This is a genomic window from Moritella sp. 28, from assembly GCF_018219435.1.
GTDB lineage: Bacteria > Pseudomonadota > Gammaproteobacteria > Enterobacterales > Moritellaceae > Moritella.
Genome location: NZ_CP056121.1, coordinates 1,776,171 through 1,798,186 on the forward strand (window position 1 = coordinate 1,776,171; position 22,016 = coordinate 1,798,186).

The following is a 22,016-nucleotide window of genomic DNA, read 5'->3' on the forward strand; positions in this document are numbered from 1 at the left end:
CGAGATTAACCCTCTGATATTTTTATAATTACTTTACTTCCCGTAGTTTCTTTAATCAGAACTATTATTTTATACTTTGTTATTTTTCTATTCCTTGTGTTAAATAAAAAAACTAATATAATCAGCCATATATTTAGTTTTGTTCATGATTAACAGACGTCATAAAATAACTAAAGACATACTTTAAACGCAAATTTAAATATCAGTTTAGCGAAGAGGATGAGCAGCAGTCCTACTATATATTTATACGTCTTAGCGAGCCTTACGCAATTGGAGAGTAAATGTTTTTTGAAAAGGAAAACAACGCGAGAGTTCTATCTTCATTCTTACATCAGTCAAGCAATGAGTTGATTGATGATAAGGTTAGAGCAACCCGTTTATCGATATCTAGAGACATAATAAGATACATATCTAAATCTCCGACTACTTGGGATGAAACGTGTACATTTAATATCAAGAATATTGGAGAGCAGTTCTTAGACTCGCTAAATGTCTTTGATCAATCCAAACCATCACATATAGACAACATCTATTCAATGTCATATCGCTTTCTGTGTGAATATGATTTTTTGGTCGGCGCAGGTAAAGAATTAAACATGGAACTGCGTTCAATAAAAGATAAGATTCAGGGTGATATTGGCGAAATGGATGATATGACTAAGTCTCAGATTATTTACGCGTCTTACATGATGCCTGTTAATATAGCAAAGTACTTTATCAATAATGCGAACATAAGTGACTTTAAAGGCTTCGAACAAAAAAAATTAGAGGCTGAGGGGCTTAAGCAAAAATGGGATGAAGAGATTGACAAAAAAGAAGCGAAAGTTGAAGCCTTAAAAGATAAGTTAGAACAATATAAAACCGCGTTTAATTTTGTTGCTCTTGACCAAGGGTTTTCTAATTTAGGAAATAAGAAAGCTAAAGAAGTTTTTTGGTTGTTTTTGTCATTACTTGGAATGGGAGGATTAATATTATCCCCATTGATTGCAGAAATTGTTATTGCTGTAACAAGGATCTATAGTGGTGAAACTCTTGGCCTAGATCATCTGATTGTATTAGTTCCAATTTTCTCTATTGAAATAATCCTGATTTATTTTTTTAGGGTAATACTTTTAAATCATAGGTCTGTTAAAGCACAGATTATGCAAATTGAGCTTAGACAAACATTATGCCAGTTCATCCAAAGTTATGCGGATTACTCGTCTGAAATAAAAAAACAGGATGAAAAAGCTTTAGAAAAATTTGAAAACTTAATATTTAGCGCAATTATGTCAGATACTGGGAATCTTCCAAATACGTTTGACGGAGTTGAACAGATAGCTAAGCTGATAAAGAGTGTAAAAAACTCATAAAAGTGGTTGTAAGGGGAAGCACTACCGATTGGTAACATCGGTCGTCGCTTTTTATCTAAGGTAGATTCTAAACCCCAAAATAAACCTCTCTCAACAGAATCGGCATAGTGCCGAGATAAATATCCCTACTATCATCGAAGTGGAAAAAGCCCAGCGCATATAAAACAGTTTCAATCTAGTCTTATCAATTTTCATACTCAGTTCTATTCGTTAAAAACCATACGTCGCAAAATAAATACCTACATGCGTAATAAATAATGTTGCCATAAGTCCGTTCATCATTAGGTCAGTCATACTTTCATTTTAGTCGTGGGGGATACTTTAAAGTTAGCCCTAGAATGATGCTTGGCAAAAATATTGAGTACTTCGGTTTTAAGTTGTGAGTTAGTTTACGTCCATTAACATTCGGGTGTGATTCTTGTCTTTATTCTGAATAATGCACACCTAAAATAGGGTATCTTCTAGATACATTATTTGTGGATCCTATAAATAATTCCAACATCGATTTAACACGTTTATGACCCTTTCTGGCTTAGAGTAGTTACTCACACGCAATATATTCATATCGGTTTTCCATACATTTTATTATGAGTGCTATTGATAAATATTTGTAACTTTAACAGACCTATATTGGCTTTCTTTGTAAATGCAGATTAGGTAAGCACCTGATTGATAGCTTACATATCTATTCCATGATTATTTATACGGACCTGTATAAATAATTGCATTCTGTATATCCAAATAAGCAGGAACATAAATACACCTTATAAATTGTTGTTAATAAACAATAATTAATCTTTTGGTCATTTAATGTTGGTGATTTTTTAGGTATTATACATAATTCCGTAAAATACCTAGTTGAACTAAGCGGTGTAGGAGTCAATATTGAAGCAACTTTTTAAATACATGAATGAACCTCGAGGTATATTTGACGAGGGATTCATTCGTTTGTCCCAGCCAGTTGTTCTTAATGACCCGTTTGAAGCTTCTTTCTGTCGTGAAAGCTTAAATGAACTAGCATCGCACTTTGATGAGTCAATGGCACAAGATCCAACATATGGAAATATTACCTTCTCAGAGTATATTGAAATGAGGATGCATAATATTGGTGTTATTAGTCTTTCTGAAAATAAAGAACACCTTTTGATGTGGGCTCATTATGCAAATGAACATAGAGGTATCGTTGCTGGTATTTCTTACTTTCCACAGCTTGGTTCTATATTCAAAGACCTTTTTAGAGAAACATCTGCAATTAGCTTTTCTTTAGGTGAAGAATTCTCCCCATTCGATGGTATACCTAAGCCAGTTTCTTATAGAAAAGGACTGCGTTATAGAAATGACAAATTTGATTATGATTATTCAAATATCTCAGCTGAAGGTGCTGATCGAGTCTTATATGAAGTATTCATGCAGAAAAGTGATGAGTGGATTTATGAACAAGAACATAGGGTTGTGTTAAGGCTTGAGCAAGCAGATAGAGTAATAATTGAAAATATCAATCAAATCATAAATGAACGAATTAGAGATAGTGTCAGCAATTCACAATATTCGTATATTGAATCTGAATCGAATATTTGCACTATTAATTTGTTTGAAATTTCAGAAGTTGCAGAACGGCTAGCGGTTGCAATGGAGTTAGCAAAATTAAGTAGAAATCCAAGGACAATATACTTAATGAGATTGAACCCTAGTTGTATTAATAATTGTTTACTTGGGCTTGCAACGAGCTTCACTAAAACTGACGTTCAAGGAAATTTTGCTTGCTCTGTAGGGTACTTAGATATTTGGAAAGCTCACAAAAACATCGATTACTACAGCCTCGAGTTTAAGCAAATATAATGCGGCGTTAATCTCAATTTCACCATACTTTATGTAATGCGAACCGTTCCCTTTGAAGTTTAAACTCTAAGCCATTTATGTCCAGAATTGAGTTAGCTAGCCTAGCTAACTCAAAATCTACTAAGTTAATTAGCTGGGCTAGAACTCGTGTCTACATAGCCTATTTACAGAGCTCTTTTACTCTTTTTCCATCGCCAGCACTACACGTCCTAACACCACTATATCCGCTTCTGCAACTTCAACAGATGTATTGCCATAACTCATAGCTAGTTTTTTACCTGGTAAACGCTGTAAACCATTAATAGAAATAGCGCCGTCAATATCCAATAAATAACGGCCTGATATAGGCTTTGTTTCTTCTGTATTAACAAACAACAAAGAGCCATCAAGATCGATCACGCGAGTAATTGAAGGCGTTAATTCATAACGTTCCATTATCGACGCATCAAGGCTCATTTCTTCAGACTTGTCTAGTATACCGTTCGCTATTTTTTCAATCACAAGCTTCTCTTTTAATACCATACCAGCACTTTCAAAAGCCTCACCTTGATCTAGTAATAGCCATTTTAAAGACACACCTTTAATTAGATGAATTCTCACAGCGATCTCGAAAGGAGTCATATTGCGTTTATGCCATGTGAAAATTGTGGACTTTGGTATGTCAAATGTCCTAGCCATATCCTCGAAGGAATCACATTTCAGCACTGATTTAAGTTTGTCAGTCACATTCCGACCGCCGCTGTAGTCCAAATGTCTTATTTTGTCTTGCATGTTGGCCATAATGGATCTATTATCCGTCCTGTAGTTCATTTGACCCACTTGTGGGTCGCATATTGTCTAATGATATTGAATATAACCAACAAGGATACCACTATGTCGTCAATTGCAATACAACTTGCATCACCTTACTGCACAAAAAAGAAGTATGCAGAAGCCACTGGTCAATCAATGGGCGCTATTAATCAGGCGGTTGCAAGCGGAAAACTGCCAATTATGCCAAAAGATAGTGAAAAAGGTGCTGTGCTCATCAACCTTGTCGCCTTGTTCAAAAAAGCAGATGCACAGAAGTATGTGTAATCAATCTAATAGCCAACCAGAAATTACTATAAACACCCATCAACAAGGGTTTATAGAAGTTTCGGCAGGTGTATTCATCGAACCAAGCGTGAATAAACGCAAGCATCGTTTCTCTTTAATCGTTAAAACAGAAGCGATCATATTCATTTGCGTACTTGGATTGTTACTTAATCATTGCATATAAGGAGATTTTCGCAATGTATGAGTCAAATGAGAGTAAACAGAGCCCAATAGAGTCTGCATGTGTTCGGTTTGCAGATATTGAAAACATAGAACAGATTGCAAACGAGTGCGGCATGCGCGGGCAAGTGCTACGAAACAAACTAAACCCTAATCAGCCACATCAATTAACTGTTAGCGAGTTAATTCGAATCACAACCGCAACCGATAATCACGACATTATCAACAGCGCGATACTCGAAGTCGGACTAACCGCTGTTCGTCTACCCAAACAAGGCGACTCAAAACCACTCACTCTCAGCGCCATGAGCGTGACAAGTCATACCGGTGAAATAAACCGCCACATCTTAGAAGCCGAATCCGATCGTCGGCTAACCCGATTCAAAAAAGACCAAATAATCACAAAGGCACAAGACGCCGTTCGTGAACTGGTCTTTCTTATGTCAGATGTTGAAAACCGCTGCGGTGGTGCAGGGCCGTTCGTGTCCATGTGCGCAGATGCAGTATTAAGTGGAATGCCAATGCCTGGCATGTAAGGAGATTAATTATGGAACAAGTACAAGTCGCTGCTGAGTCAATCGCTCAAATTCGTGGGTTATTTGGTAACAGCCGTATCGGGTCTTTTTATGACAACTTAGATTTTAATATGCGTAAAACACTCTGTTTCGCCGCTGGATTAAAGCAGCACCATGTTGATTTGAAACTGGATGAACTTGACCAGTTAGAAAAAGTGAAGCTACACCGAGCGATCAACTCACTAGAACCTGTGATTGGCAAATTAGCTGGCCATCCAATAAACGACTTTAAGTAAGGGAATACAATGATTAAAGCAAATCCAACAATGAACGATGTGATCAACGAATTGATGTTTATTGCCATCGCCAAACCTGAAAAAGTAAGCGTATCTGTTCGCTACATTGGTCATGCCGATGCACTCGAAGTTATCGCAATTGATAAAACCTATTTTAGCGGTGCGCAAAACCCGAATACCTGGTCAAAGCACAAGCTAATGGATAAAACCATTTATCTCGATGGCTTAACTGCATTTAGGCAAGTCACTTCTACGTATAACGAACTAAGCAACTTGATAAAAAATGAGGTGGCAGCATGAAACGTATTTTAGCCCCTGTTGAAAATGTGCGTTCGGCACTGCACTCACTTGGTATCGATGCAGACAAAGCCGATTGGATCATCGATTTGTTTGAATGCGTTGATGCTGGTCGTAGCGATGCAATTGCAATGCCTTGTTTTCATTTCAACCTTTACGCAACGCTAAAGCAAGAAGAGGTATTGATTACAGTATTTGCATTTTGGCAAAGCGTGGTTACTTGTTCTGATACTAATTCAAAGGAAGAGCAACTAGCCCTAGGCGCTATTCGTTCTGTGTACTTTATGGCGCAAGGCTTCGGCTTAACCAAGTTAGTAGCCTGCATAGAATTGTGGTGGGAACAAACACTCGAGATTCACAATACAACTATCTGGATGGTCGCATGATGTATTTTGCAATAGCACTGTGTCCAAGTGGCAGCATGCGTGAGCATCCTAAAACGCACGAACTTCGCACTGTTGAAGTAGGTGAATGCGAAACCAAACAAGATGCCATCGATAACGCTTGTCTGCAGCTCAATTGCCGTCAGTTGTTCCGTGGTGTTATCGGTCGGCCAAAAGGCAATGGCGGTTATCTTGTATTAAATGCGCATGAGTATGCCGAAGTATGAATGCAAGAGATTATACAGAAGGCCTTTCCGATGCTGTCCGCCGTCAATGGTCTTTTCAAGTAAAGAACTGGGGTAAACGCCATGTTTATCCTCAGCTACCAAACTATGTTCAAGTTACTCCTGCTGCAAGCAAAGAATTCCAACAACCTGAAATGTCGCTTATTGAAAACGCGATGTTTCAGTCTAACCCCGATCTTGATGATCATGAATGGCGCAAACAGTTCTTTGGTGATATGCCGCATTACCTTAGCCGCTACTTTGCCGAACGATATAATAAAATCTTTAAGCAAAAAGGTCGTTCTGCTGCCAACTTATACCTGCTAAAAACAGTCGGAAAAGATATAAATCCACGTCTACAAAAAGTACTCGATCAATACAGACGACAATTCAAATTTAGAAATGCATATGTTCGCAGTAATGACTTGTCACGTGAAAAGCTATTAGCCGAAATGGACAAAAGTGAAATAAAGAAACTCAGTCAGCAATTTGCTGATTTTTTTGCTGGTAAATTAGAACCCCTAATTGAAAGCGAAAAAGCCAACCATAAAGATTACGCCAACGTGATTGTTGCTGTATTTGAGAGTCTGCAAGACGAATGCAGATCATTTGGTTACACACCGCCGTACAACAGGAACGATGGCTTACATCAATCAGAAGCGGAATGTGGAATTTTACGTTTAGTTTGCCAACGTGCCTGGGAAAACAAGTTAAATACAAAGCGCATGACTATGCGAGAACACCTTGCGATTGCCGTGGGGCAAGTGCAGAAAGCGGCAAGCCCGTATTGTTCACGCGACTGCATGCATGAGTGGAAAAACCAAAAGCAACGTAACAGAGATTTCATCAAAGGTATGTCTATCTTTGATGAAGATTCTGGTGAAGAAATTGCCCTATACGACATGTTCTACAAGTCGACCGCTAACCCTGCAATCAGACGTTGTGAATTAATGGTGCGTATGGCTGGGTATCAAAGTATTGCAACTGCAATGGGTTGTGATGGGTTATTTCTAACGCTGACCGCACCATCTAAATATCATAACACCCGTAAGAAAGGGGGTTTTGTTGATCAGTGGCTGGGGAACAGCCCGAAGGACGCGCAGCGTTATTTATGCAAAGTATGGGCAAGAATACGTGCGCAACTAAAACGTGAAGAGTTACCTGTTTTCGGCATGCGTGTTGCAGAACCGCATCATGACGGCACACCACATTGGCATTTACTCATGTTCATGCAACCAGAGCATGTTGAGCGTATCCGCGAAATTTTCATTGGTTATGCTATTGATGAAGAAATAACAGAGCTGTGCCCAAAGGTTTACAGAAAACCAATTGTTGGCCCATTGGATTATCGCCCACGTTGTGATGTGAAAATGATGGACCCAAGCAAAGGTACCGCAACGGGTTACATCGCTAAATACATCAGTAAGAATATTGATGGCTATGGCATGAAGGGCGAACTTGATGATGAAACAGGCCGTGACCAACGAGAAATGGCCGCGCATGTTACTGCCTGGGCAAGTCGTTGGCGTATCCGTCAGTTTCAGCCTATTGGCGGCGCACCAGTGACCACTTATCGTGAATTACGCCGTTATGCTAATAACGATAAAAATGCATTCAAAAGCTTTGTTACTACGTTAAGTAGCAAACAACAGCACAATTTATTCAATGAACTATTCCCTGACCAAAACCCAGTATTTATGGGGCCTCAGTTAAATTTCCACGGTCCACGTTTAAATTATGAAGCAATGAATTCATTACAACGATGGGAAGTGATCACCGACAAGTACAAGCCTGAATTAAAAACCAATGCAGCTGCCGCATCCGATGCAATGAAAGCAGCAGATAAAGGCGACTTCGCTGCATATGTAATGGCGCAGGGTGGGCCGTTTGTATCTCGTAAAGATTTACTCATTCGTAATGATTATGACACTGCAGAAATGGGTAACGAATATGGTGAATTTGTTTCTAAGATCCAAGGCTTTCACGTTGTCGGCGATGAAGCCGTTAACACGCGCATACGTAAGTGGACGATACAACCCAAGTCACAGGCATTGCTCGATAGTGAAGCAAGCACCAGTAGCACCGAAGGTGCTGAGGTTTTGAACTGGCCCGAAGGGTCTTCTCGGAGTTCTGTCAATAACTGTACGCCCTCCCAGCGCGGCAGGTTAAATACTGGAATTAAAGCGCTTTTGAAAAGGCGCGGTATTCATTTAGATGATCACCTGGTCAATGTTATGGAACAGGGTGCCCAGGTTCGAGTTGATAAGGACCATATTGTGAAATTGAGGCAGGGCTATTACGCTGATAATCAATATCACCCGCCCGAACTTATCGATGTTAAGCCAGAAGAACCTGAGGTTTGGGACGGCTGGGATAGTCCTGAAACTGAAATTAAAGATACATCCGATTACATACCTGGTTGGGAAGACTGGGAGTCGTGGGATTGGGGTTAACTCATTGTATATATGACTACATGGTGTGAAATGCGTCTATTTACTACCCATTAAAACTACTGTAATCTTATACAGTGGTTTTAATGGGGGTCCGTTATGAAAGCGTTACAGGAACGTGCTAAAGATTTTGTTGTTATCGCGGCTGCACAGGATACATTGAATGATAATACCGATGTTGTGCTGTTTTTATTGATGTTGATATCTGAGATGCAAGACAAAGATGAAAGCTAGCGATACCAGAAACTGCGACTATTGGGAATGTACTTTATGAACAGGCAGGATAAGCGCCATCAAATGATTGTTGGCGCAAGTCTAGAATATTAATTATTAATGAAGCTATTACAAGGTGGTTAAAGTATCAACTTTTTACTGTAATACTCTCTCCCATAAGCCAAGTATTAATTTCCATTCGATCGTTATTATCAGTACTAACTTGATTACGCTTCTATTTTTATATGTTTTATTATGTTACGTAGGGATCAGTATAAATGCAGGTATTCTGTATATTCAAATAAGAGTGAATACAAAAATACAGATAAATTTAGTTTAATTCATTGTTATTAAAGAATAATACAATTTAATTTGGTAGTTTTCAGGTATCATATCGAATTTCGTAGAATACACTGTTATGTGTAGAGGCATTTTGAAGTGAAATTTATAGTTTTTAGTGAAAAATTGTTTTTTGTTTTTATAGGGCTAGTATTGGGTGTCTTTGCCGGATTTGTCCTATTTTGTGTGTTTTTAATTCCGGGATTTGAAGTTGATATTGCATTGCTGACTAATGTTACAATCGCAGTGGCAACTATTTTTGCCACGTATATACATTATGACTCGACGCTGAGACAAAGGAAAGAGAGAATTTGGGAAATAAACAAGACTATATTACTCGATTTGCTCGAATCATTAGCTCAAGTTATTAGCGAATCAAAAGGGGCACTTGAAGAAGAGATCGAGTCTCAAGATCCTGAGTACCGATCTTCGCGTAAGTCTAACCCCACTGTATACAAGGAATTTAAAGACAAGCAGGAATACGGATTAGAGGTTTACAGTGCTCTGATGGATGATGAGTTGTTGGATGCATTGGAAGTCGCAAAGTCTAGCGAGGAAAGAATAAATAAAGCTGTATTTGAAGATGAGACAACTGATATCCAAGAGGCGTATGAAGAGTCTATACAATCTTATGAACTACTTCAAAGTAAGTTAAGAAAGTTTGTAACGGATGTTTCTGGTGTAAAAAACACTTAACAAACTATTTAAGAGTGATTCGTAACGCATGGCGTTTTTACTATGCGTTACGTTTAGTCTAGCCTAGTCTGTAAGGTGGGTTGCATGGTCTTTAGTATTACGTTGATCACGCCTTAACAGGACGCTATATTTTTCTATAAGGTGGAATCAAATGGAAGTGTTGCTTAAGTATTTACCAATAACAGGCTTAATATTTAATACGGCCGGAGTCATTACTTTAGCTGTTTACTCGATGCCTAAGGATGTACTTTTTAAAGATGGCACTGAAGCTTTAGTGGTAAATGCAGGTCAAGAGCGAAACGAAAAAATGAAAAGCCTTTATACAAAACATAGGCTATTAACGATTGCAGGTTACGTACTTTTATTTTTAGGTATAACGATCCAAGCTATCCCAGCTACAATTGAAGCACTGACAACATAACAAACGACTAGAGAAAGGAACGTAAAAACTGGTTTGACTTATATATTTTAGTTTGTATTATCAACTACTTAAAATAGCATTCTGAGCGCGGAGGAAACTTGAAATTATTACATAATGCACGTGGCTGTTACGGCCAAATTTTTATTAAACCTTGCAGAACTAAAGTAGTTAAGGTGTTTTTTAATAGAGAGAATGAGGGGAAGGAACGCTCTTATATTGAAACCGTTTTTAATTCAGAAGTCGCTGCATATAACATAGCGAGTAATGAAAGAGAATTAATTAGCTATATTCCGCGTTTCTATGGATCTGTTGATGTATCAGATGAACTAGATGATACCTCTATTTATTACACTGATTTAGCATACGAAATAGATTATATAGATGGACATTTTTCACCGATTAAGGGAGCTATGATAAGTTATGACTCTACTAAACATGTAATGAATAAATTTGAGGCTTTCGGCATTGATGCAACAGATGCAGCCGTTACTTATGATGATTATAAAATAATAAAAGTAGTTGATTTCAAAATGTCAGAAAAGCACTCATAATAAAGCGCTTAAGGTGCAAGAGTTTAGATTAAGTGGTGATTGTTAACCACTTAACGAGCCGCTAAGCAGTACGTTAATCCCAATCTCGTCAATTCTCTGTAATGCGAAAATAAAGGTCTAGCTTACTTGTATCTAAAAGTGTGCTGGACTGGCGCGTTCTGACAAACACTTCAATACTTTTTTGCCTGATATGGATGATGCGGATATTTACAAAATAGAAAGCTGTTGTTGTAACTCTTGGCGCTGTTCGGGAGCCAAACCTTTCATCAGACTAATTGCCATTTGTGTACTGGTTTTAGCTGAAGGACTTAACGTATGGCTAAAACTAAGATTCATTACAAACGAATGGCCACACTCCGCATTATTACAACTGCAATATAAATCGGTATAGCTATTCGAAATTCTATTTGTTTTTTGGATACGGCTTTTAACACCGCACTCTGGGCAAACTACTCGCATAAAACATCCACTTAATTCAAATACTGACCTGTCAATCATACGATACTTAACTGTTTTTTTATACAGTTGTATGCGATGTTCATTATAATACATAGACATCGTAGATGGCTGGGGAAAACATTTAATCGTGCGGGTGAGCCTACGATAAATTCACTCCTCTTCGCCTACCGCGTTTTCGCAATTTTTTCACGTTTTTGACACTAAGCTGGACACGCGAATATCCCGCAAGCCTTATATAGAAAGGATCTCAACGATCATTTAAAGATCGCTAATGTCAAAGTTGTGACAGGTTTTGTCACATAATGACAAACCATCTAGCGAAATGTTTAGCAGAAAGTGATCTGGTTTATATACAGGAATAATAGGTTTGCTCTTTTTACTAAATATAGGTGATTTATACTGTGGAAGAGTCTTCATTTGACGTACATGAAGAATACAATTTATTGAAATGTAACAATTTATTCTCTTATCAATGTGTCTATATAGGTCAATATAAATACAATTATTGCTTTGGACTCAGTTTTGCTAGGTTTAATGCCGCTATTCCCAACTACCTATTTGTAATTAATAGTATATTTGATACTGTTTATATTAATGAAATTAAACTGAAATTCACATTATGCGGAATTCCGTATAATAAGCAGTTATGTTTACCCAGTAACCTGATATGTATGTGAGCTAAGGAAAACAATGAGAATAATCGCCAAGCCAGCTGAAATTGATAAGGTTTTAGTTCAATTGATGAAACGATATAACAAGTATCATATTGCAACTGCGTGGGCATCTATGGGCTCAAAAGCATCGTTCGAACTTATAAAAAATAAAGAACGAATTGTACGAATGGTCGTTGGTACTCACTTTTTTCAAACACATCCAAATTTTATCGAACATTTTGTATGTAGCGATAAGGTTAAATTTATTCTGAAAACAGACGGAGTCTATCACCCTAAGGTTTATCTTTTTTCTAGTGAAAATGGTGATTGGGAGTGTTTAATTGGGAGCGCTAATTTTACAGCGTCTGCGCTTACTAAAAATAACGAAATAGTTATCCATATTAAGAGCGATGATTCTGGTAGCGATGAGGTGTTTAAGGATCTAATCGAAGCAATCGATGGTTATTGGAGCGATTCTCAATCAATAACAGAAATAGAGTTTAAAAATTATAAAAATATCTGGCGTAAAAATAGGAAGAAAGTAGATAGCCTTAAAGGAGTATACGGTACTTCTAAAAGTAAAGACGCGCTAGTTAAGTCAGAGCTTTTTTCTTTGGAATGGTCTGAATATTACAAAAAGATAAAAGACGATGAATTAGGCTCGTTTAATGAGCGTCTTGACGTTCTAAGTATTATTCATCAATATTTTCTAGACAATGAGTCTTTCTCTAAGTTTAGTCAGCTAAAAAGAAAGCAAGTTGCCGGTATTACATCTGATCCAGAAGTAAACTGGAAGTGGTTTGGTAGTATGGTTGGTGCAGGAAAATTCAAAAATAGAATCAACACTAATAACCTCTATATTTCCGATGCACTTGCCGTTATACCTTTAATAGGCCCAATCAATAAGGTTGACTATGATGAATTTGTTAATAAATTTAAGCTAGCATTTCCTGATGGTGGAGCAGGGATTGCCATAGCAAGTAGATTATTAGCTATGAAGCGCCCAGATTATTTTGTCTGTCTGGATAAACAAAATAGGTCTATGTTATGTCGTGATTTTGGTATACCTGCAACTGTAACATTTGAAACATATTGGGATAATATAATCGAGCGAATTATAGACTCGGTTTGGTGGTCATCTCCAAGACCGATCGACAGTGCTGAAGAACAAGCTTGGTTAGGGCGGGCTGCAATGATTGATGCGTTATTCTATGGAGTGTAAACATAACAAGTCAAATCACTGGACGCATAACGGCCGCCACGGTTTTTGCTAAAAACCCAAAGGCGGAAAAACAGCGTCAACTTACACGCCAGTGTTTGAGGCGTTATAACAAGTTTAAGGTTAGTAGTTGTGAATAGAAAGCTATATGCTTATTTAAATATTGATCACCCAATGGTTGCTTGGGAAGTTGCAATTGGCAGAATTAAGACTATCTGCCATAACAATAGCGATGGTTTTGGCGTTTCTCTATGGCAATATGCCTTACTTGAAAAGTATCTAGATTCATCACAATCAAATAAAGTATTTAACGAATTCAAGCTAGAACAAGTTCGTCAACAAATGTTTCCTGATTGTGTATCTAGATTACAAGGCGTTTATTTTTTTGAAACTAGAGAAATGGCAAATATTGCTTTAGATCGTTGGGGTATGACGAATAAGAAAAAATACATATCAGAAATCAATTTTTTTGGTAATAATTACACAGAGCTTGATTCCGAATGGATTACAACTTATTTAGATTCTGAGTTTGACGGAGATAGGTTATGGATGGAATCTTATTGGGCTGGTGAAAAATTAGGTGTTAACCCTTTAACTGAAATTATTGCGAGCGGTATTGGGCTAGTTGTTGATAATAATCTGAGAAAGCTGGCCTATGATCGAATTATGAAAAAATGGCCTGATTCGACAGTTTTACTATCCTCGTGTTGCTATGCATTTTCTATGGGTGAAATGGAGGAGGTGGGTTTATCCAAAGCTGCACTAGTAAATAATGACGGTGCTATTCATGGGGCATTTTACATCAGTATGAATGACTTCAATAAAAATGAAAGTGGGATTGTTAAATGTATAGAGCAAGGTAGACAGCAAGGAGTTGTATTTCCATACACCTCACCTTCAAACCCAGAAATTATCTTTTCATTACCGGATTTATCTCCACTATCACTTGATTTTTCAGAAGCTGAGTTAGTGGATGCCTTCAAGTCTGTCCACATGTAATTCACAATAGGCTTGTTATAGCAAAGCAGTCAAGGTGATGCATGACACTCGGCGGTTTTGGTATGGAGTACGGTGTGCTTGGCTTGTTCGATGGAGCACACCTTATTGCAGGCGTTAAAGCACTTTTACTAAAAGGGCTAACCAGCCCCTTTAGTATTTTTACTCCCCCAAAACGCCCGAAACAAACGCATCAATCCCAGTGTTGAAACCGCAATTCCAACAATCACAAATTCAAAGTACCAGGGCGCGCCTTTATAACCCATGGCTTGCCAACCATTCGCCATATACGGCTGCAGTTGTGGTATAAAGTGGGCAATGAACAATCCCAAAAACACCGTAATAATGATCTCATCCATTATCGATTCTCGCCGGTTCTTCAACACCTGCAGATCATAATCAGCGTCGTTACCTTCCTGGTTAGCCAAACGTTTAGCTTCAGCATCCAGCTTAGCCAATTTAAGGTTACCTTCTGCAGTCGCAATCGATGCTGCCATTTCTGCCGCAATACGTTTACGCTCTCGATAGCTACCCGATAAATCCGCAATCGGTTTTGAAATAAAACTAAACAACGAAGTAAGCCAACTCATGATTTGTTCCTCATAATAATATCTAAAAAGTGCTTAGGGTCTTTTGATACCGCCTTAGCCAGAGCATTAACCCCCGTTAAAAGATGCGGCGCTACATACGCGGCAATACCAATAATGCCAGTCTTTAACCCTTCATCTAATCCAAGCCAACGACAAAAACTGTCCGCAATATACGCGGACAAAATCGCCATCAACACCGACATAAAATAATGAAAAAATGTAATCCGTGTACCAGACATATACATTTGCGTAGCGGCGGCCAATAACGACAACAAACACAGCTGCCCCCATTGGCGAATAAAAACAATCAGTTCTTCCATCAATCCTCACTCCTCGGGTTTAAGTCAGAATACGCTGGCTCTGCAAACTTGATATGCAGCGCAGCAGGTAAATACTCGTTAATTTCCAGCATGTCCTGCTGCATCGGAACCACTTCATTGTTGTAATAAGCCCGGGTGATTTTATCCAGGTCACCAAAGCCTGGACTTTCACCGGATGTTTGCCCGCTAAGCGCTTCCTGGGCACGGTGCATACTCAACATATCGTTTAGCGTCATCTTCTTAATGCGTTCAAATTCATCCTTGGTAGAGATATCACCCACCGGAATAATCTTGATTGCCTTTTCGGCATCAGCCTTACCACTGCGGTTATTAATAAACAGACTGCGAAAGTTACCCACGCCGCGAGAATCTTTGATCGCTTTTTTCAATTCGTCTTCATCATCGGTCGATAAATTAGAGTCCGCCATCGAAAAGATAAACCCCATATGTGCGCCGTTCTTGTAATACTTACGGCGGAACAGGGTGGCATCTTCGTTTAAAAGCGCAGACTGAATACCGCCATAATATTGGGGAATACCATAGATACCCTGGTTAGGGTCGTATTCTTTTAGGTGAATAACTTCGCCTTTTTTAAACCGAAGCACCTTGCCATTACTTAAGCGCTGGGCATAAACACCTGGCGTGGAGGTATAGCGCATCGATAACGCAGGTAAATGCCTTAGCTTAATCACATTGCCGAATGCATTTTTAATAACCTGAAAATACGCATTCGCCGCCCAACAATAATCAAAAGCAAACTTCTTAAAGGTGCGCTGGCTTAATACCGTATTAGGCTTAAACCATTTCAAGATCATATTGCGTTTAAAATATAAAATAGGACCATGCTGCGCATTAACGCGCAGCAACTTAACCAGTCCAGACAAGCTCACAGGCGGCGAATATAGCCCGTCCATATCAGCATAAAGGCCAATATACTCAGTCATGTGATTATCTAAACACGGCTCAGGGTCGCCAAAGCTAAACGTATCGATGGATTTTTCTTTCACCGGTTCTGTTGTCGTACTCTTAGTTGAATTCATTATGCGGCATCTAATCCTATTGACGTTCTGGTGCTCGAGCTGTCACCAGATAATGGTTCGTAAATCATGGCGTGCATGATTGCCCAGGCAATATCTGCATGGCCTGTTGCTGCAGTACGGTTGGTTGCATAACTAATCTGGTCACCAACTACCTTTTTGCGAATATTAATAAAGCTACTGGCAACCATCACCGAATTCTCATCGAACTCAAAACGCTTCTTACCAATGACATTAAGCGCCTTAATCACCATCTTGTTTTTGTTGTGCGGGTTGTAATGAATCGGCATTGCCAGCGGGAAGAATTTTTGTATTAACTCAAACACACCCAAGCCCATGCCTGTGGTATCAACACCGATATGCACAACATGGTATTTAAGGGTGAGTTCTTTAATTTCACTGGCCATGGTTTCAAAATCGTTACCACTGAGATTCAATGATTCCAATAACCTGAATTTATCATCAGGGCCAAGCGGTAAACTTAAGACCACTACCGAGGCAATGTCTCGCGTTCGCGCAGGGTCAAAACCAATAACAACCGGCTTCATGGCATAAGGACGTGGCCAACTTGGGTCAAAGTCAGTCCATTTTTTACTATTACCCACACAGGCCATCAGTTGTTTAAGGCTAAACGCACTGTGGGCATCATCAATAAACTTGCACATAAAGAGGTTGTTAAACTCTTCAGTCGAATATTCATTTTCCAGAATGCTAATATCAATGCGGTCAAAGCCTTGTTTCACCACATCGTAAACATTGAGCTTTTGACGCCAAATACCATCTTCACAAAGCAAGCCATCCTTTAAGGTCTTATGGCTAACATCAATGGCAAACTCGGGATCATTACAGGCTTTGGTTTTTCGGTACCAGCGACCATTCCACAAATCATAAGCTTCATGGCTAGTCACCGACGGCGTACTAAAATAGGTAATACGAAAATCTTTATGGGTTGCCATTGCCTGGGCAAGACTGCGTAACTCTTTAAACTTCGGGATCCAAAACACTTCATCAATATACAAGTCGCCAGATGCCGATTGTGCAGTACGGGCATTGGTTGATTTGAAATACAGTGTTGTGGTCTTGCCTTTGTTGCGCATAGTCAGTGGCGAGCCGCTTAGCTCAATACCAAACTGCTCACGGCATAACGCAATAATATTGGCCTTGAATATCTCAGCCTGGTCACGCGATGCAGAAATGAAGATCTTATTACGGCCATTCACCACCGCATCATAAAACGCTTCAAACGCAAAATAGAAAGTCGCGCCAATCTGACGCGGCTTTAATATGAACCGGCTACGGTAATCTTGATGTTCAAACCAATGTAATTGGTGCGGGTAGAGCAGGTTGTCTTTGAGTGTATCCAGCATTTCTTTGGTGATACTAGACACATCATTCTTAATCTTCTTCTGACGTTTCTTACTTTTACTGGTTCGCTCGCTTGTCTGTTCATGTTGGGGCGGAGCAGCTGCAGGCGTATTGCCGTATTTTTTCGTGATGCCGGCACTGGGTAAACGTGACTGGTTTAACGCGCATTGCTGTTTGGTCAAAAAATCCAGTTCTTTGTAATCCGCGTCATCTTTATTGTCACGATCAGCCAATAACACAATACGTCGTGCAATCGCTGTCTCGGCATTCAGTGACGGGCACAGTTCATTCCAGCTGCCATCATCCGCCCAACGTCGTAAAGAACGGGCACTCGGCATACCGTCAATTTCTGAAATCTCATCAAACGTCAGCCCACCAAAAACATAATGGTCACGCGCCGCTTTAATAATTTCGGGTGTATATCGGGGAGTCCTCGGTTTCATAACTGGCCTGTTAGTAAGAACAAGCGCCAAGTTTATAACCCTAAAACTAGTAATTCTTTAAGAAGATTTCCGTGTTATTCCGCCATCGCCAAGATCGGAACTTAGCGGATTTAATGTGATGGATTAAGGCCTGTTCAGAAGGCAAAATTGGTCTCACTTAGATTCACTTTGACATTAAACAGGAAACAACATGGCTCAATTACGCACTATTCCACTTGCCATTGCCGCCATGGGGTTAACGGTAGATGGGCGCGAAATATCAGAAAAAGATATCGACGATATTGTTGCCACTTACAACTATAAAAAGTACGGCGCTCGTATCAATTTAGACCACGAATTTAATTGGTCTGGTTGGGCAGCGAAGAACCTTTGCAACATCGATATTAAAGGTGGGATGTTAGGTGATGTGATCGGGTTAAGCACAGATAAAAATGAAGACGGTATTAAAGTCTTATACGCCGTGTTATCGCCGAACGCATCATTTGTGCAATTGAACCAAGCTGACCAAGCCGTCTATTTCAGTATCGAAATTGACCGAGACTTTATGAAGTCAGGGCAAACCTATTTAACAGGGTTGGCCGTGACAGATTATCCGGCCAGTACCTACACCGACCGCATTCACTTTAGTCAGCAAGACAAAGACAACACTAATAATACATCTTCAGATACTGACCTATTAAAGGTGTCATTAGGGTTAGAAGAAGCGGCCAAACCCACCAAGAGCCTGTTTAAACAACTCTTTAATTTTAAAAAGGACAATGACGATATGACCCGCGAAGAACTTGCAGCAGCAATGGCCGACGCGCTCGGTGAACCATTGCTTAAATTTAGCCAAGCGCTCGAAGCCAATACCCAAGCAACGCAAGACTTACTTGCGAAACAAGGTACGACCACAGCCCCGATAGATGATGTGAATACGGGTACCGAAGCAGACACAAGTACAGGTGAACCAACGGCTGAATTCTCGGCTATTGATGGCAAGGTTAATGGTTTGGTTGAGCAAATTGCAGCGCTGACTAAAACCGTGAGCGATGCAATCAAAGACCCTGCATCAACAACCACTGATGGTGAAGAAGAACACCTTGGTGAGAATGGCAAGTACCACAACCTTCTTTAGCAATAGGAACCAAATTAATGAAGCTTAAAACAACACAAGTTTTTGCCGCGGTTGTGTCTGCATTGGCTGTCAATTACGGGGTTGCCTCCGTATCAGAACAGTTCAGTGTCGAGCCCTCGATTGAGCAAACGCTGTATGACCAGGTATATCAAAGTGCAGAATTCTTACAGCGCATTGATACACAAATGGTTGATGATTTAGTCGGCAGTGCGATCACTGCAGGGATTAACGGCGGTGTTACTGGTCGTGCTGGCGTCGAAACAGATGAAAGTAAAAGTCGTAGCACCAAAGACCCGCTGGGTTTAACCGACCGTGAATACCGTTGTTATGCGGTTGAATGCGATACCCACATTACGTGGCAACGCATGGATATGTGGGCCAAGTTCCCAGACTTCCACAGCCGTTTTCGCGCCCATGTTCGTCAAGCCATTGCACTGGATATCATCAAAATTGGCTGGAACGGTACAAGTGCCGAGAAAGTAACGGACATTGCAACATTCCCAATGATGAATGATGTGAATATCGGCTGGTTCCAGTTGGTGCGTCGTGATAATCCTGCCAATGTATTTGCCGATGGTGAACAAAAAGACGGTGAAATTCGTATCGGTGCAGGCGGTGATTATGAAAACCTTGATCAAGGCGTACATGATTTGCTGCAGGCCATTCCAGCCCATAAGCGCATTGGTTTAGTCGCCATTATTGGTGATGAACTGTTATCCAAAGAAAAGAACAAGCTCTATGCCAAGCAAGCCCATACCCCAAGTGAAAAAGACAAGATCGAGCTAGAGCAGATCATTGAAACATTCGGTGGTTTGAAAGCGTATAAGGTGCCGTTCTTCCCAGAGCGCGGCATCTTAATCACCTCGTTCGATAACCTTTGTCATTACGTGCAATCAGGTTCAACGCGCACCTCGATTGAAAATAATGCCAAGAAGAAACGAGTCGAAGATTATCAATCACGTAACGATTGTTACTACATCAATGACTTGGAAAAGATCGCCTTCTTTGAAACGAGCAGCATAAAGCTGGACAAGGTGAAAGACCCTGCTGTTGATGCCGCCGACTTTGATGCGGATAACCCCGCGCACTGGGTTTGGTCTTAACAGATTTTAATCAATAACCAAGTACTGGCTTATTGCGGTAAGCCAGTTATTTACCAAGCAGAGAGTTTTTTGAAATGAGCATAGTCAAACGAAATCAGCGTAAAACCCATGCCTCTATTATCGGTGTGGACCTAGCAAGTGGTCCAGATCAGTCTGTTTCAGTGACCGTCAAGCAGGGCAAGATTGTTGAAGCCGAATCAAGCCGCGCCGAAGGCATCATGGACGAGTTTGATTTTTTCAAAGCAGCGATGGATTCCGACCTTGCTCAACTTAAAAAGTTTTCACACATCGAAGACAAGCTTGAATACAAAGCCAAGGCCATTGAGAACCATCAATACCTAGATTACTTACGCCGCTATCAAACACAAGGCACAGACCATCAGAACATGGTGCTGGCTTGGGTGGTGATTTGGCTTGTAGACCTTGGACACTGGAAAGCAGCCTTTGAATTTTTGCCTTTGTTAGTGACGCAAAACCAACGTTTACCAGGGCGCTTTAGTACCCAAGATTGGCCGACCTTTTTAATCGACCAACTCTATGACGAAGGGGCTAAGCACCTAAGCCAAGGCCGTGACGCAGTAGAGCGAAGCCACGTTATTCAGCTATTTACTCAGTTTATCCATTTGTTGAATACGCACCAATGGCGGTTAAGTGAATTGATTGGCGGCAAGCTATACGCCATGGCTGCCAAGCTAGAGCAAAGCGTATTTAACCTGGGTAATGCCTATACCTACGGCACCAAAGCAACTGCGTTAAACGACAAAGCGGGCGTTAAAAAAATGGTCAGAGAAATAGCCAAGACCATTGGTAAAGACAGCGAATCGTAACAACTCTCGCGCCACCGGCTCGGCTGCGTTGGACTTATTCACAGTAGTGAAATGGGCTCCTTATCGCAGTGGCCAGAGCCGACCTATTAGAAGTGAGTTAAAGATGAATTTAGCAGGCATGCCACTGGCACAAGTAAGCAATGAGAACGTCGTAAACAACGGATTTTATCCAGAACTGGGCACTGCTGAATTTATCACTGATTATGCTATCGCAACGGAATACGCCAACAACAGCGAGCAGGTTAAGCGAACACTGGTGCTGGCCATGCTCGATGTTAACCAGGCATTAGCAAAATATCGATTACGCCATTGGCAACAGGTCGAACAATTACAAAATGTGAGCGTTGAGGAAATTGATGGCGTAAACACATTAATCCTCATGTATCAACGCGCCGTATATTGTCGCGCTAAGGCCAAGTTGTTAATCAGTCGCCTAGGTGAAACGCACCGTGACCAACGTGCCGCACAGCAAGTGATGGCCAGTGACAATCAAGAATACTGGTTAGCAGAAAGTGACAGCGCCTTACGTCAAATGATGAAGGCAACAAATTCAGGCGTTGAACTGTTATGAGTCAAAGCAAATTACAACGTTTAGTGCAGTACCTGGTATCGGCCACCTACAAGGGACGACATTTAGCCAGGGCTGGCGAGTTTGATAGTTGGATTGAAGGCGGACGTATTGAACACGCCAGTAAACGAATAAACGGAACAGGGTTGCTCGCCGCACGCTTTTATTACAGTGGTGTGATCAGCATTAATCCATGCAACGCCCCTGTTGAATTGATCGCAACTTATGTGAGTTTTTGGTTAATGACAAATGCAGAAAAAGACGACAGCCATGATGTGGAATTTAGCCTGGATATTAATGACGATAACAGTGCTGAAATCGAGTTGACGATCGAACGGTTCGCAGAAGATGTGATGCTGGTTGAAGACATGAACGGGCCGTTTGAATTGGAATTTCAAGGCGAAACCAAACGCTTTGATTTTGGTGAACAGAGTCTTTGGATTGCAGCGTCATTTGAATTAGATGCCGAGAGTGTAACGGGGTAGA

26 protein-coding genes are annotated in these 22,016 nt (G+C 40.3%); 20 read left to right on the top strand and 6 right to left on the bottom strand.

Translation table 11 applies throughout. The features are described from left to right. Nucleotides 1–281 precede the first annotated feature (281 nt). A complete protein-coding gene (locus tag HWV02_RS07860; protein WP_211690090.1) occupies nucleotides 282–1,352 on the top strand; it encodes a hypothetical protein in 1,071 nt (356 codons plus the stop codon). Between the two features lie 885 nt (nucleotides 1,353–2,237). Beyond that, on the top strand, nucleotides 2,238–3,191 hold the full coding sequence (locus tag HWV02_RS07865; protein ID WP_211690091.1) for a DUF2971 domain-containing protein: 954 nt from the start codon (nucleotides 2,238–2,240) through the stop codon (nucleotides 3,189–3,191). Nucleotides 3,192–3,368: 177 nt separating this feature from the next. On the opposite strand, the gene HWV02_RS07870 is transcribed toward HWV02_RS07865, so the two are convergent. Beyond that, on the bottom strand, nucleotides 3,369–4,001 hold the full coding sequence (locus HWV02_RS07870; RefSeq protein WP_370629421.1) for a helix-turn-helix domain-containing protein: 633 nt from the start codon (nucleotides 3,999–4,001) through the stop codon (nucleotides 3,369–3,371). Between the two features lie 63 nt (nucleotides 4,002–4,064). On the opposite strand from HWV02_RS07870, the gene HWV02_RS07875 reads away from it, so the two are divergent. From HWV02_RS07875 to HWV02_RS07920, 11 genes are all read left to right on the top strand, one after another. Beyond that, entirely contained in the window at nucleotides 4,065–4,268 is a 204-nt protein-coding gene (locus HWV02_RS07875) for a Rha family transcriptional regulator (RefSeq protein ID WP_211690093.1), read from the top strand. 197 nt (nucleotides 4,269–4,465) lie between these two features. Next, nucleotides 4,466–4,984: a phage regulatory CII family protein gene (locus HWV02_RS07880; protein WP_211690094.1), complete on the top strand. Its 519-nt coding sequence runs from the start codon at nucleotides 4,466–4,468 to the stop codon at nucleotides 4,982–4,984. 11 nt (nucleotides 4,985–4,995) lie between these two features. Continuing rightward, nucleotides 4,996–5,259 (top strand): hypothetical protein, encoded by a 264-nt coding sequence (locus HWV02_RS07885; protein WP_211690095.1) that lies wholly within the window; start codon nucleotides 4,996–4,998, stop codon nucleotides 5,257–5,259. A gap of 9 nt (nucleotides 5,260–5,268) precedes the next feature. Next, nucleotides 5,269–5,559 (top strand): hypothetical protein, encoded by a 291-nt coding sequence (locus HWV02_RS07890; RefSeq protein ID WP_211690096.1) that lies wholly within the window; start codon nucleotides 5,269–5,271, stop codon nucleotides 5,557–5,559. After that, complete coding sequence (locus tag HWV02_RS07895; protein WP_211690097.1) at nucleotides 5,556–5,942, top strand: hypothetical protein; 387 nt, start codon at nucleotides 5,556–5,558, stop codon at nucleotides 5,940–5,942. The genes HWV02_RS07890 and HWV02_RS07895 overlap by 4 nt, the downstream gene beginning before the upstream one ends. Continuing rightward, nucleotides 5,939–6,166: a hypothetical protein gene (locus tag HWV02_RS07900; RefSeq protein ID WP_211676183.1), complete on the top strand. Its 228-nt coding sequence runs from the start codon at nucleotides 5,939–5,941 to the stop codon at nucleotides 6,164–6,166. The genes HWV02_RS07895 and HWV02_RS07900 overlap by 4 nt, the downstream gene beginning before the upstream one ends. Next, entirely contained in the window at nucleotides 6,163–8,616 is a 2,454-nt protein-coding gene (locus tag HWV02_RS07905) for a replication endonuclease (RefSeq protein ID WP_211690098.1), read from the top strand. The genes HWV02_RS07900 and HWV02_RS07905 overlap by 4 nt, the downstream gene beginning before the upstream one ends. Nucleotides 8,617–8,712: 96 nt before the next feature. Beyond that, nucleotides 8,713–8,847, top strand: coding sequence for a hypothetical protein (locus tag HWV02_RS22790; protein WP_255550614.1), 135 nt, complete (start codon nucleotides 8,713–8,715; stop codon nucleotides 8,845–8,847). Between the two features lie 417 nt (nucleotides 8,848–9,264). Beyond that, the gene (locus HWV02_RS07910) at nucleotides 9,265–9,861 is read left to right on the top strand and encodes a hypothetical protein (RefSeq protein WP_211690099.1); all 597 of its coding nucleotides are present in this window, start codon (nucleotides 9,265–9,267) and stop codon (nucleotides 9,859–9,861) included. A 151-nt stretch (nucleotides 9,862–10,012) separates the two neighbouring features. Next, complete coding sequence (locus HWV02_RS07915; protein ID WP_211690100.1) at nucleotides 10,013–10,282, top strand: hypothetical protein; 270 nt, start codon at nucleotides 10,013–10,015, stop codon at nucleotides 10,280–10,282. Between the two features lie 98 nt (nucleotides 10,283–10,380). Beyond that, entirely contained in the window at nucleotides 10,381–10,833 is a 453-nt protein-coding gene (locus HWV02_RS07920) for a hypothetical protein (protein ID WP_211690101.1), read from the top strand. 207 nt (nucleotides 10,834–11,040) lie between these two features. Here the strand turns inward: HWV02_RS07920 and HWV02_RS07925 are convergent, their stop codons facing one another. After that, a complete protein-coding gene (locus tag HWV02_RS07925; protein WP_211690102.1) occupies nucleotides 11,041–11,292 on the bottom strand; it encodes an ogr/Delta-like zinc finger family protein in 252 nt (83 codons plus the stop codon). 690 nt (nucleotides 11,293–11,982) lie between these two features. Here HWV02_RS07925 and HWV02_RS07930 point away from each other — a divergent pair. Continuing rightward, the gene (locus HWV02_RS07930) at nucleotides 11,983–13,167 is read left to right on the top strand and encodes a restriction endonuclease PLD domain-containing protein (RefSeq protein ID WP_211690103.1); all 1,185 of its coding nucleotides are present in this window, start codon (nucleotides 11,983–11,985) and stop codon (nucleotides 13,165–13,167) included. Between the two features lie 129 nt (nucleotides 13,168–13,296). Further along, nucleotides 13,297–14,163 carry a hypothetical protein gene (locus tag HWV02_RS07935; RefSeq protein ID WP_211690104.1) on the top strand — a complete coding sequence of 289 codons (867 nt, stop codon included), beginning with the start codon at nucleotides 13,297–13,299 and terminating at the stop codon, nucleotides 14,161–14,163. A gap of 137 nt (nucleotides 14,164–14,300) precedes the next feature. Here the strand turns inward: HWV02_RS07935 and HWV02_RS07940 are convergent, their stop codons facing one another. From HWV02_RS07940 to HWV02_RS07955, 4 genes are read right to left on the bottom strand one after another with little or no spacing between them, the layout of a single operon-like run. Beyond that, a complete protein-coding gene (locus HWV02_RS07940) occupies nucleotides 14,301–14,750 on the bottom strand; it encodes a hypothetical protein (RefSeq protein ID WP_211690105.1) in 450 nt (149 codons plus the stop codon). Then, on the bottom strand, nucleotides 14,747–15,070 hold the full coding sequence (locus HWV02_RS07945; RefSeq protein WP_045109594.1) for a hypothetical protein: 324 nt from the start codon (nucleotides 15,068–15,070) through the stop codon (nucleotides 14,747–14,749). The genes HWV02_RS07940 and HWV02_RS07945 overlap by 4 nt, the downstream gene beginning before the upstream one ends. Further along, nucleotides 15,070–16,110, bottom strand: coding sequence for a phage portal protein (locus HWV02_RS07950; RefSeq protein WP_211690106.1), 1,041 nt, complete (start codon nucleotides 16,108–16,110; stop codon nucleotides 15,070–15,072). Before HWV02_RS07950 ends, HWV02_RS07945 begins: the two co-directional genes overlap by 1 nt. Further along, entirely contained in the window at nucleotides 16,110–17,915 is a 1,806-nt protein-coding gene (locus HWV02_RS07955; RefSeq protein ID WP_211690107.1) for a terminase large subunit domain-containing protein, read from the bottom strand. Before HWV02_RS07955 ends, HWV02_RS07950 begins: the two co-directional genes overlap by 1 nt. 190 nt (nucleotides 17,916–18,105) lie before the next feature. On the opposite strand from HWV02_RS07955, the gene HWV02_RS07960 reads away from it, so the two are divergent. The 5 genes from HWV02_RS07960 (at nucleotide 18,106) to HWV02_RS07980 (ending at nucleotide 22,015) form a co-directional block, all read left to right on the top strand. Next, complete coding sequence (locus HWV02_RS07960) at nucleotides 18,106–19,032, top strand: GPO family capsid scaffolding protein (protein WP_211690108.1); 927 nt, start codon at nucleotides 18,106–18,108, stop codon at nucleotides 19,030–19,032. 17 nt (nucleotides 19,033–19,049) lie between these two features. Continuing rightward, nucleotides 19,050–20,135, top strand: coding sequence for a phage major capsid protein, P2 family (locus HWV02_RS07965; RefSeq protein WP_211690109.1), 1,086 nt, complete (start codon nucleotides 19,050–19,052; stop codon nucleotides 20,133–20,135). Between the two features lie 74 nt (nucleotides 20,136–20,209). Then, nucleotides 20,210–20,962 carry a phage terminase small subunit gene (gene gpM, locus HWV02_RS07970; protein ID WP_211690110.1) on the top strand — a complete coding sequence of 251 codons (753 nt, stop codon included), beginning with the start codon at nucleotides 20,210–20,212 and terminating at the stop codon, nucleotides 20,960–20,962. A 103-nt stretch (nucleotides 20,963–21,065) separates the two neighbouring features. Beyond that, nucleotides 21,066–21,533 (top strand): head completion/stabilization protein, encoded by a 468-nt coding sequence (locus HWV02_RS07975; protein WP_211690111.1) that lies wholly within the window; start codon nucleotides 21,066–21,068, stop codon nucleotides 21,531–21,533. Further along, the gene (locus HWV02_RS07980) at nucleotides 21,530–22,015 is read left to right on the top strand and encodes a phage tail protein (RefSeq protein ID WP_067043265.1); all 486 of its coding nucleotides are present in this window, start codon (nucleotides 21,530–21,532) and stop codon (nucleotides 22,013–22,015) included. Before HWV02_RS07975 ends, HWV02_RS07980 begins: the two co-directional genes overlap by 4 nt. The last annotated feature ends 1 nt before the right edge of the window (nucleotide 22,016 follow it).

Excerpts from the sequence above, each read along its gene's own strand:
- HWV02_RS07860 (WP_211690090.1), top strand. The coding sequence starts at position 282 with ATGTTTTTTGAAAAGGAAAACAACGCGAGAGTTCTATCTTCATTCTTA.
- HWV02_RS07870 (WP_370629421.1), bottom strand. The coding sequence starts at position 4,001 with ATGAACTACAGGACGGATAATAGATCCATTATGGCCAACATGCAAGAC.
- HWV02_RS07875 (WP_211690093.1), top strand. The coding sequence starts at position 4,065 with ATGTCGTCAATTGCAATACAACTTGCATCACCTTACTGCACAAAAAAG.
- HWV02_RS07880 (WP_211690094.1), top strand. The coding sequence starts at position 4,466 with ATGTATGAGTCAAATGAGAGTAAACAGAGCCCAATAGAGTCTGCATGT.
- HWV02_RS07885 (WP_211690095.1), top strand. The coding sequence starts at position 4,996 with ATGGAACAAGTACAAGTCGCTGCTGAGTCAATCGCTCAAATTCGTGGG.
- HWV02_RS07890 (WP_211690096.1), top strand. The coding sequence starts at position 5,269 with ATGATTAAAGCAAATCCAACAATGAACGATGTGATCAACGAATTGATG.
- HWV02_RS07895 (WP_211690097.1), top strand. The coding sequence starts at position 5,556 with ATGAAACGTATTTTAGCCCCTGTTGAAAATGTGCGTTCGGCACTGCAC.
- HWV02_RS07900 (WP_211676183.1), top strand. The coding sequence starts at position 5,939 with ATGATGTATTTTGCAATAGCACTGTGTCCAAGTGGCAGCATGCGTGAG.
- HWV02_RS07905 (WP_211690098.1), top strand. The coding sequence starts at position 6,163 with ATGAATGCAAGAGATTATACAGAAGGCCTTTCCGATGCTGTCCGCCGT.
- HWV02_RS22790 (WP_255550614.1), top strand. The coding sequence starts at position 8,713 with ATGAAAGCGTTACAGGAACGTGCTAAAGATTTTGTTGTTATCGCGGCT.
- HWV02_RS07915 (WP_211690100.1), top strand. The coding sequence starts at position 10,013 with ATGGAAGTGTTGCTTAAGTATTTACCAATAACAGGCTTAATATTTAAT.
- HWV02_RS07925 (WP_211690102.1), bottom strand. The coding sequence starts at position 11,292 with ATGCGAGTAGTTTGCCCAGAGTGCGGTGTTAAAAGCCGTATCCAAAAA.
- HWV02_RS07930 (WP_211690103.1), top strand. The coding sequence starts at position 11,983 with ATGAGAATAATCGCCAAGCCAGCTGAAATTGATAAGGTTTTAGTTCAA.
- HWV02_RS07940 (WP_211690105.1), bottom strand. The coding sequence starts at position 14,750 with ATGAGTTGGCTTACTTCGTTGTTTAGTTTTATTTCAAAACCGATTGCG.
- HWV02_RS07945 (WP_045109594.1), bottom strand. The coding sequence starts at position 15,070 with ATGGAAGAACTGATTGTTTTTATTCGCCAATGGGGGCAGCTGTGTTTG.
- HWV02_RS07950 (WP_211690106.1), bottom strand. The coding sequence starts at position 16,110 with ATGAATTCAACTAAGAGTACGACAACAGAACCGGTGAAAGAAAAATCC.
- HWV02_RS07955 (WP_211690107.1), bottom strand. The coding sequence starts at position 17,915 with ATGAAACCGAGGACTCCCCGATATACACCCGAAATTATTAAAGCGGCG.
- HWV02_RS07960 (WP_211690108.1), top strand. The coding sequence starts at position 18,106 with ATGGCTCAATTACGCACTATTCCACTTGCCATTGCCGCCATGGGGTTA.
- HWV02_RS07965 (WP_211690109.1), top strand. The coding sequence starts at position 19,050 with ATGAAGCTTAAAACAACACAAGTTTTTGCCGCGGTTGTGTCTGCATTG.
- gpM (WP_211690110.1), top strand. The coding sequence starts at position 20,210 with ATGAGCATAGTCAAACGAAATCAGCGTAAAACCCATGCCTCTATTATC.
- HWV02_RS07975 (WP_211690111.1), top strand. The coding sequence starts at position 21,066 with ATGAATTTAGCAGGCATGCCACTGGCACAAGTAAGCAATGAGAACGTC.
- HWV02_RS07980 (WP_067043265.1), top strand. The coding sequence starts at position 21,530 with ATGAGTCAAAGCAAATTACAACGTTTAGTGCAGTACCTGGTATCGGCC.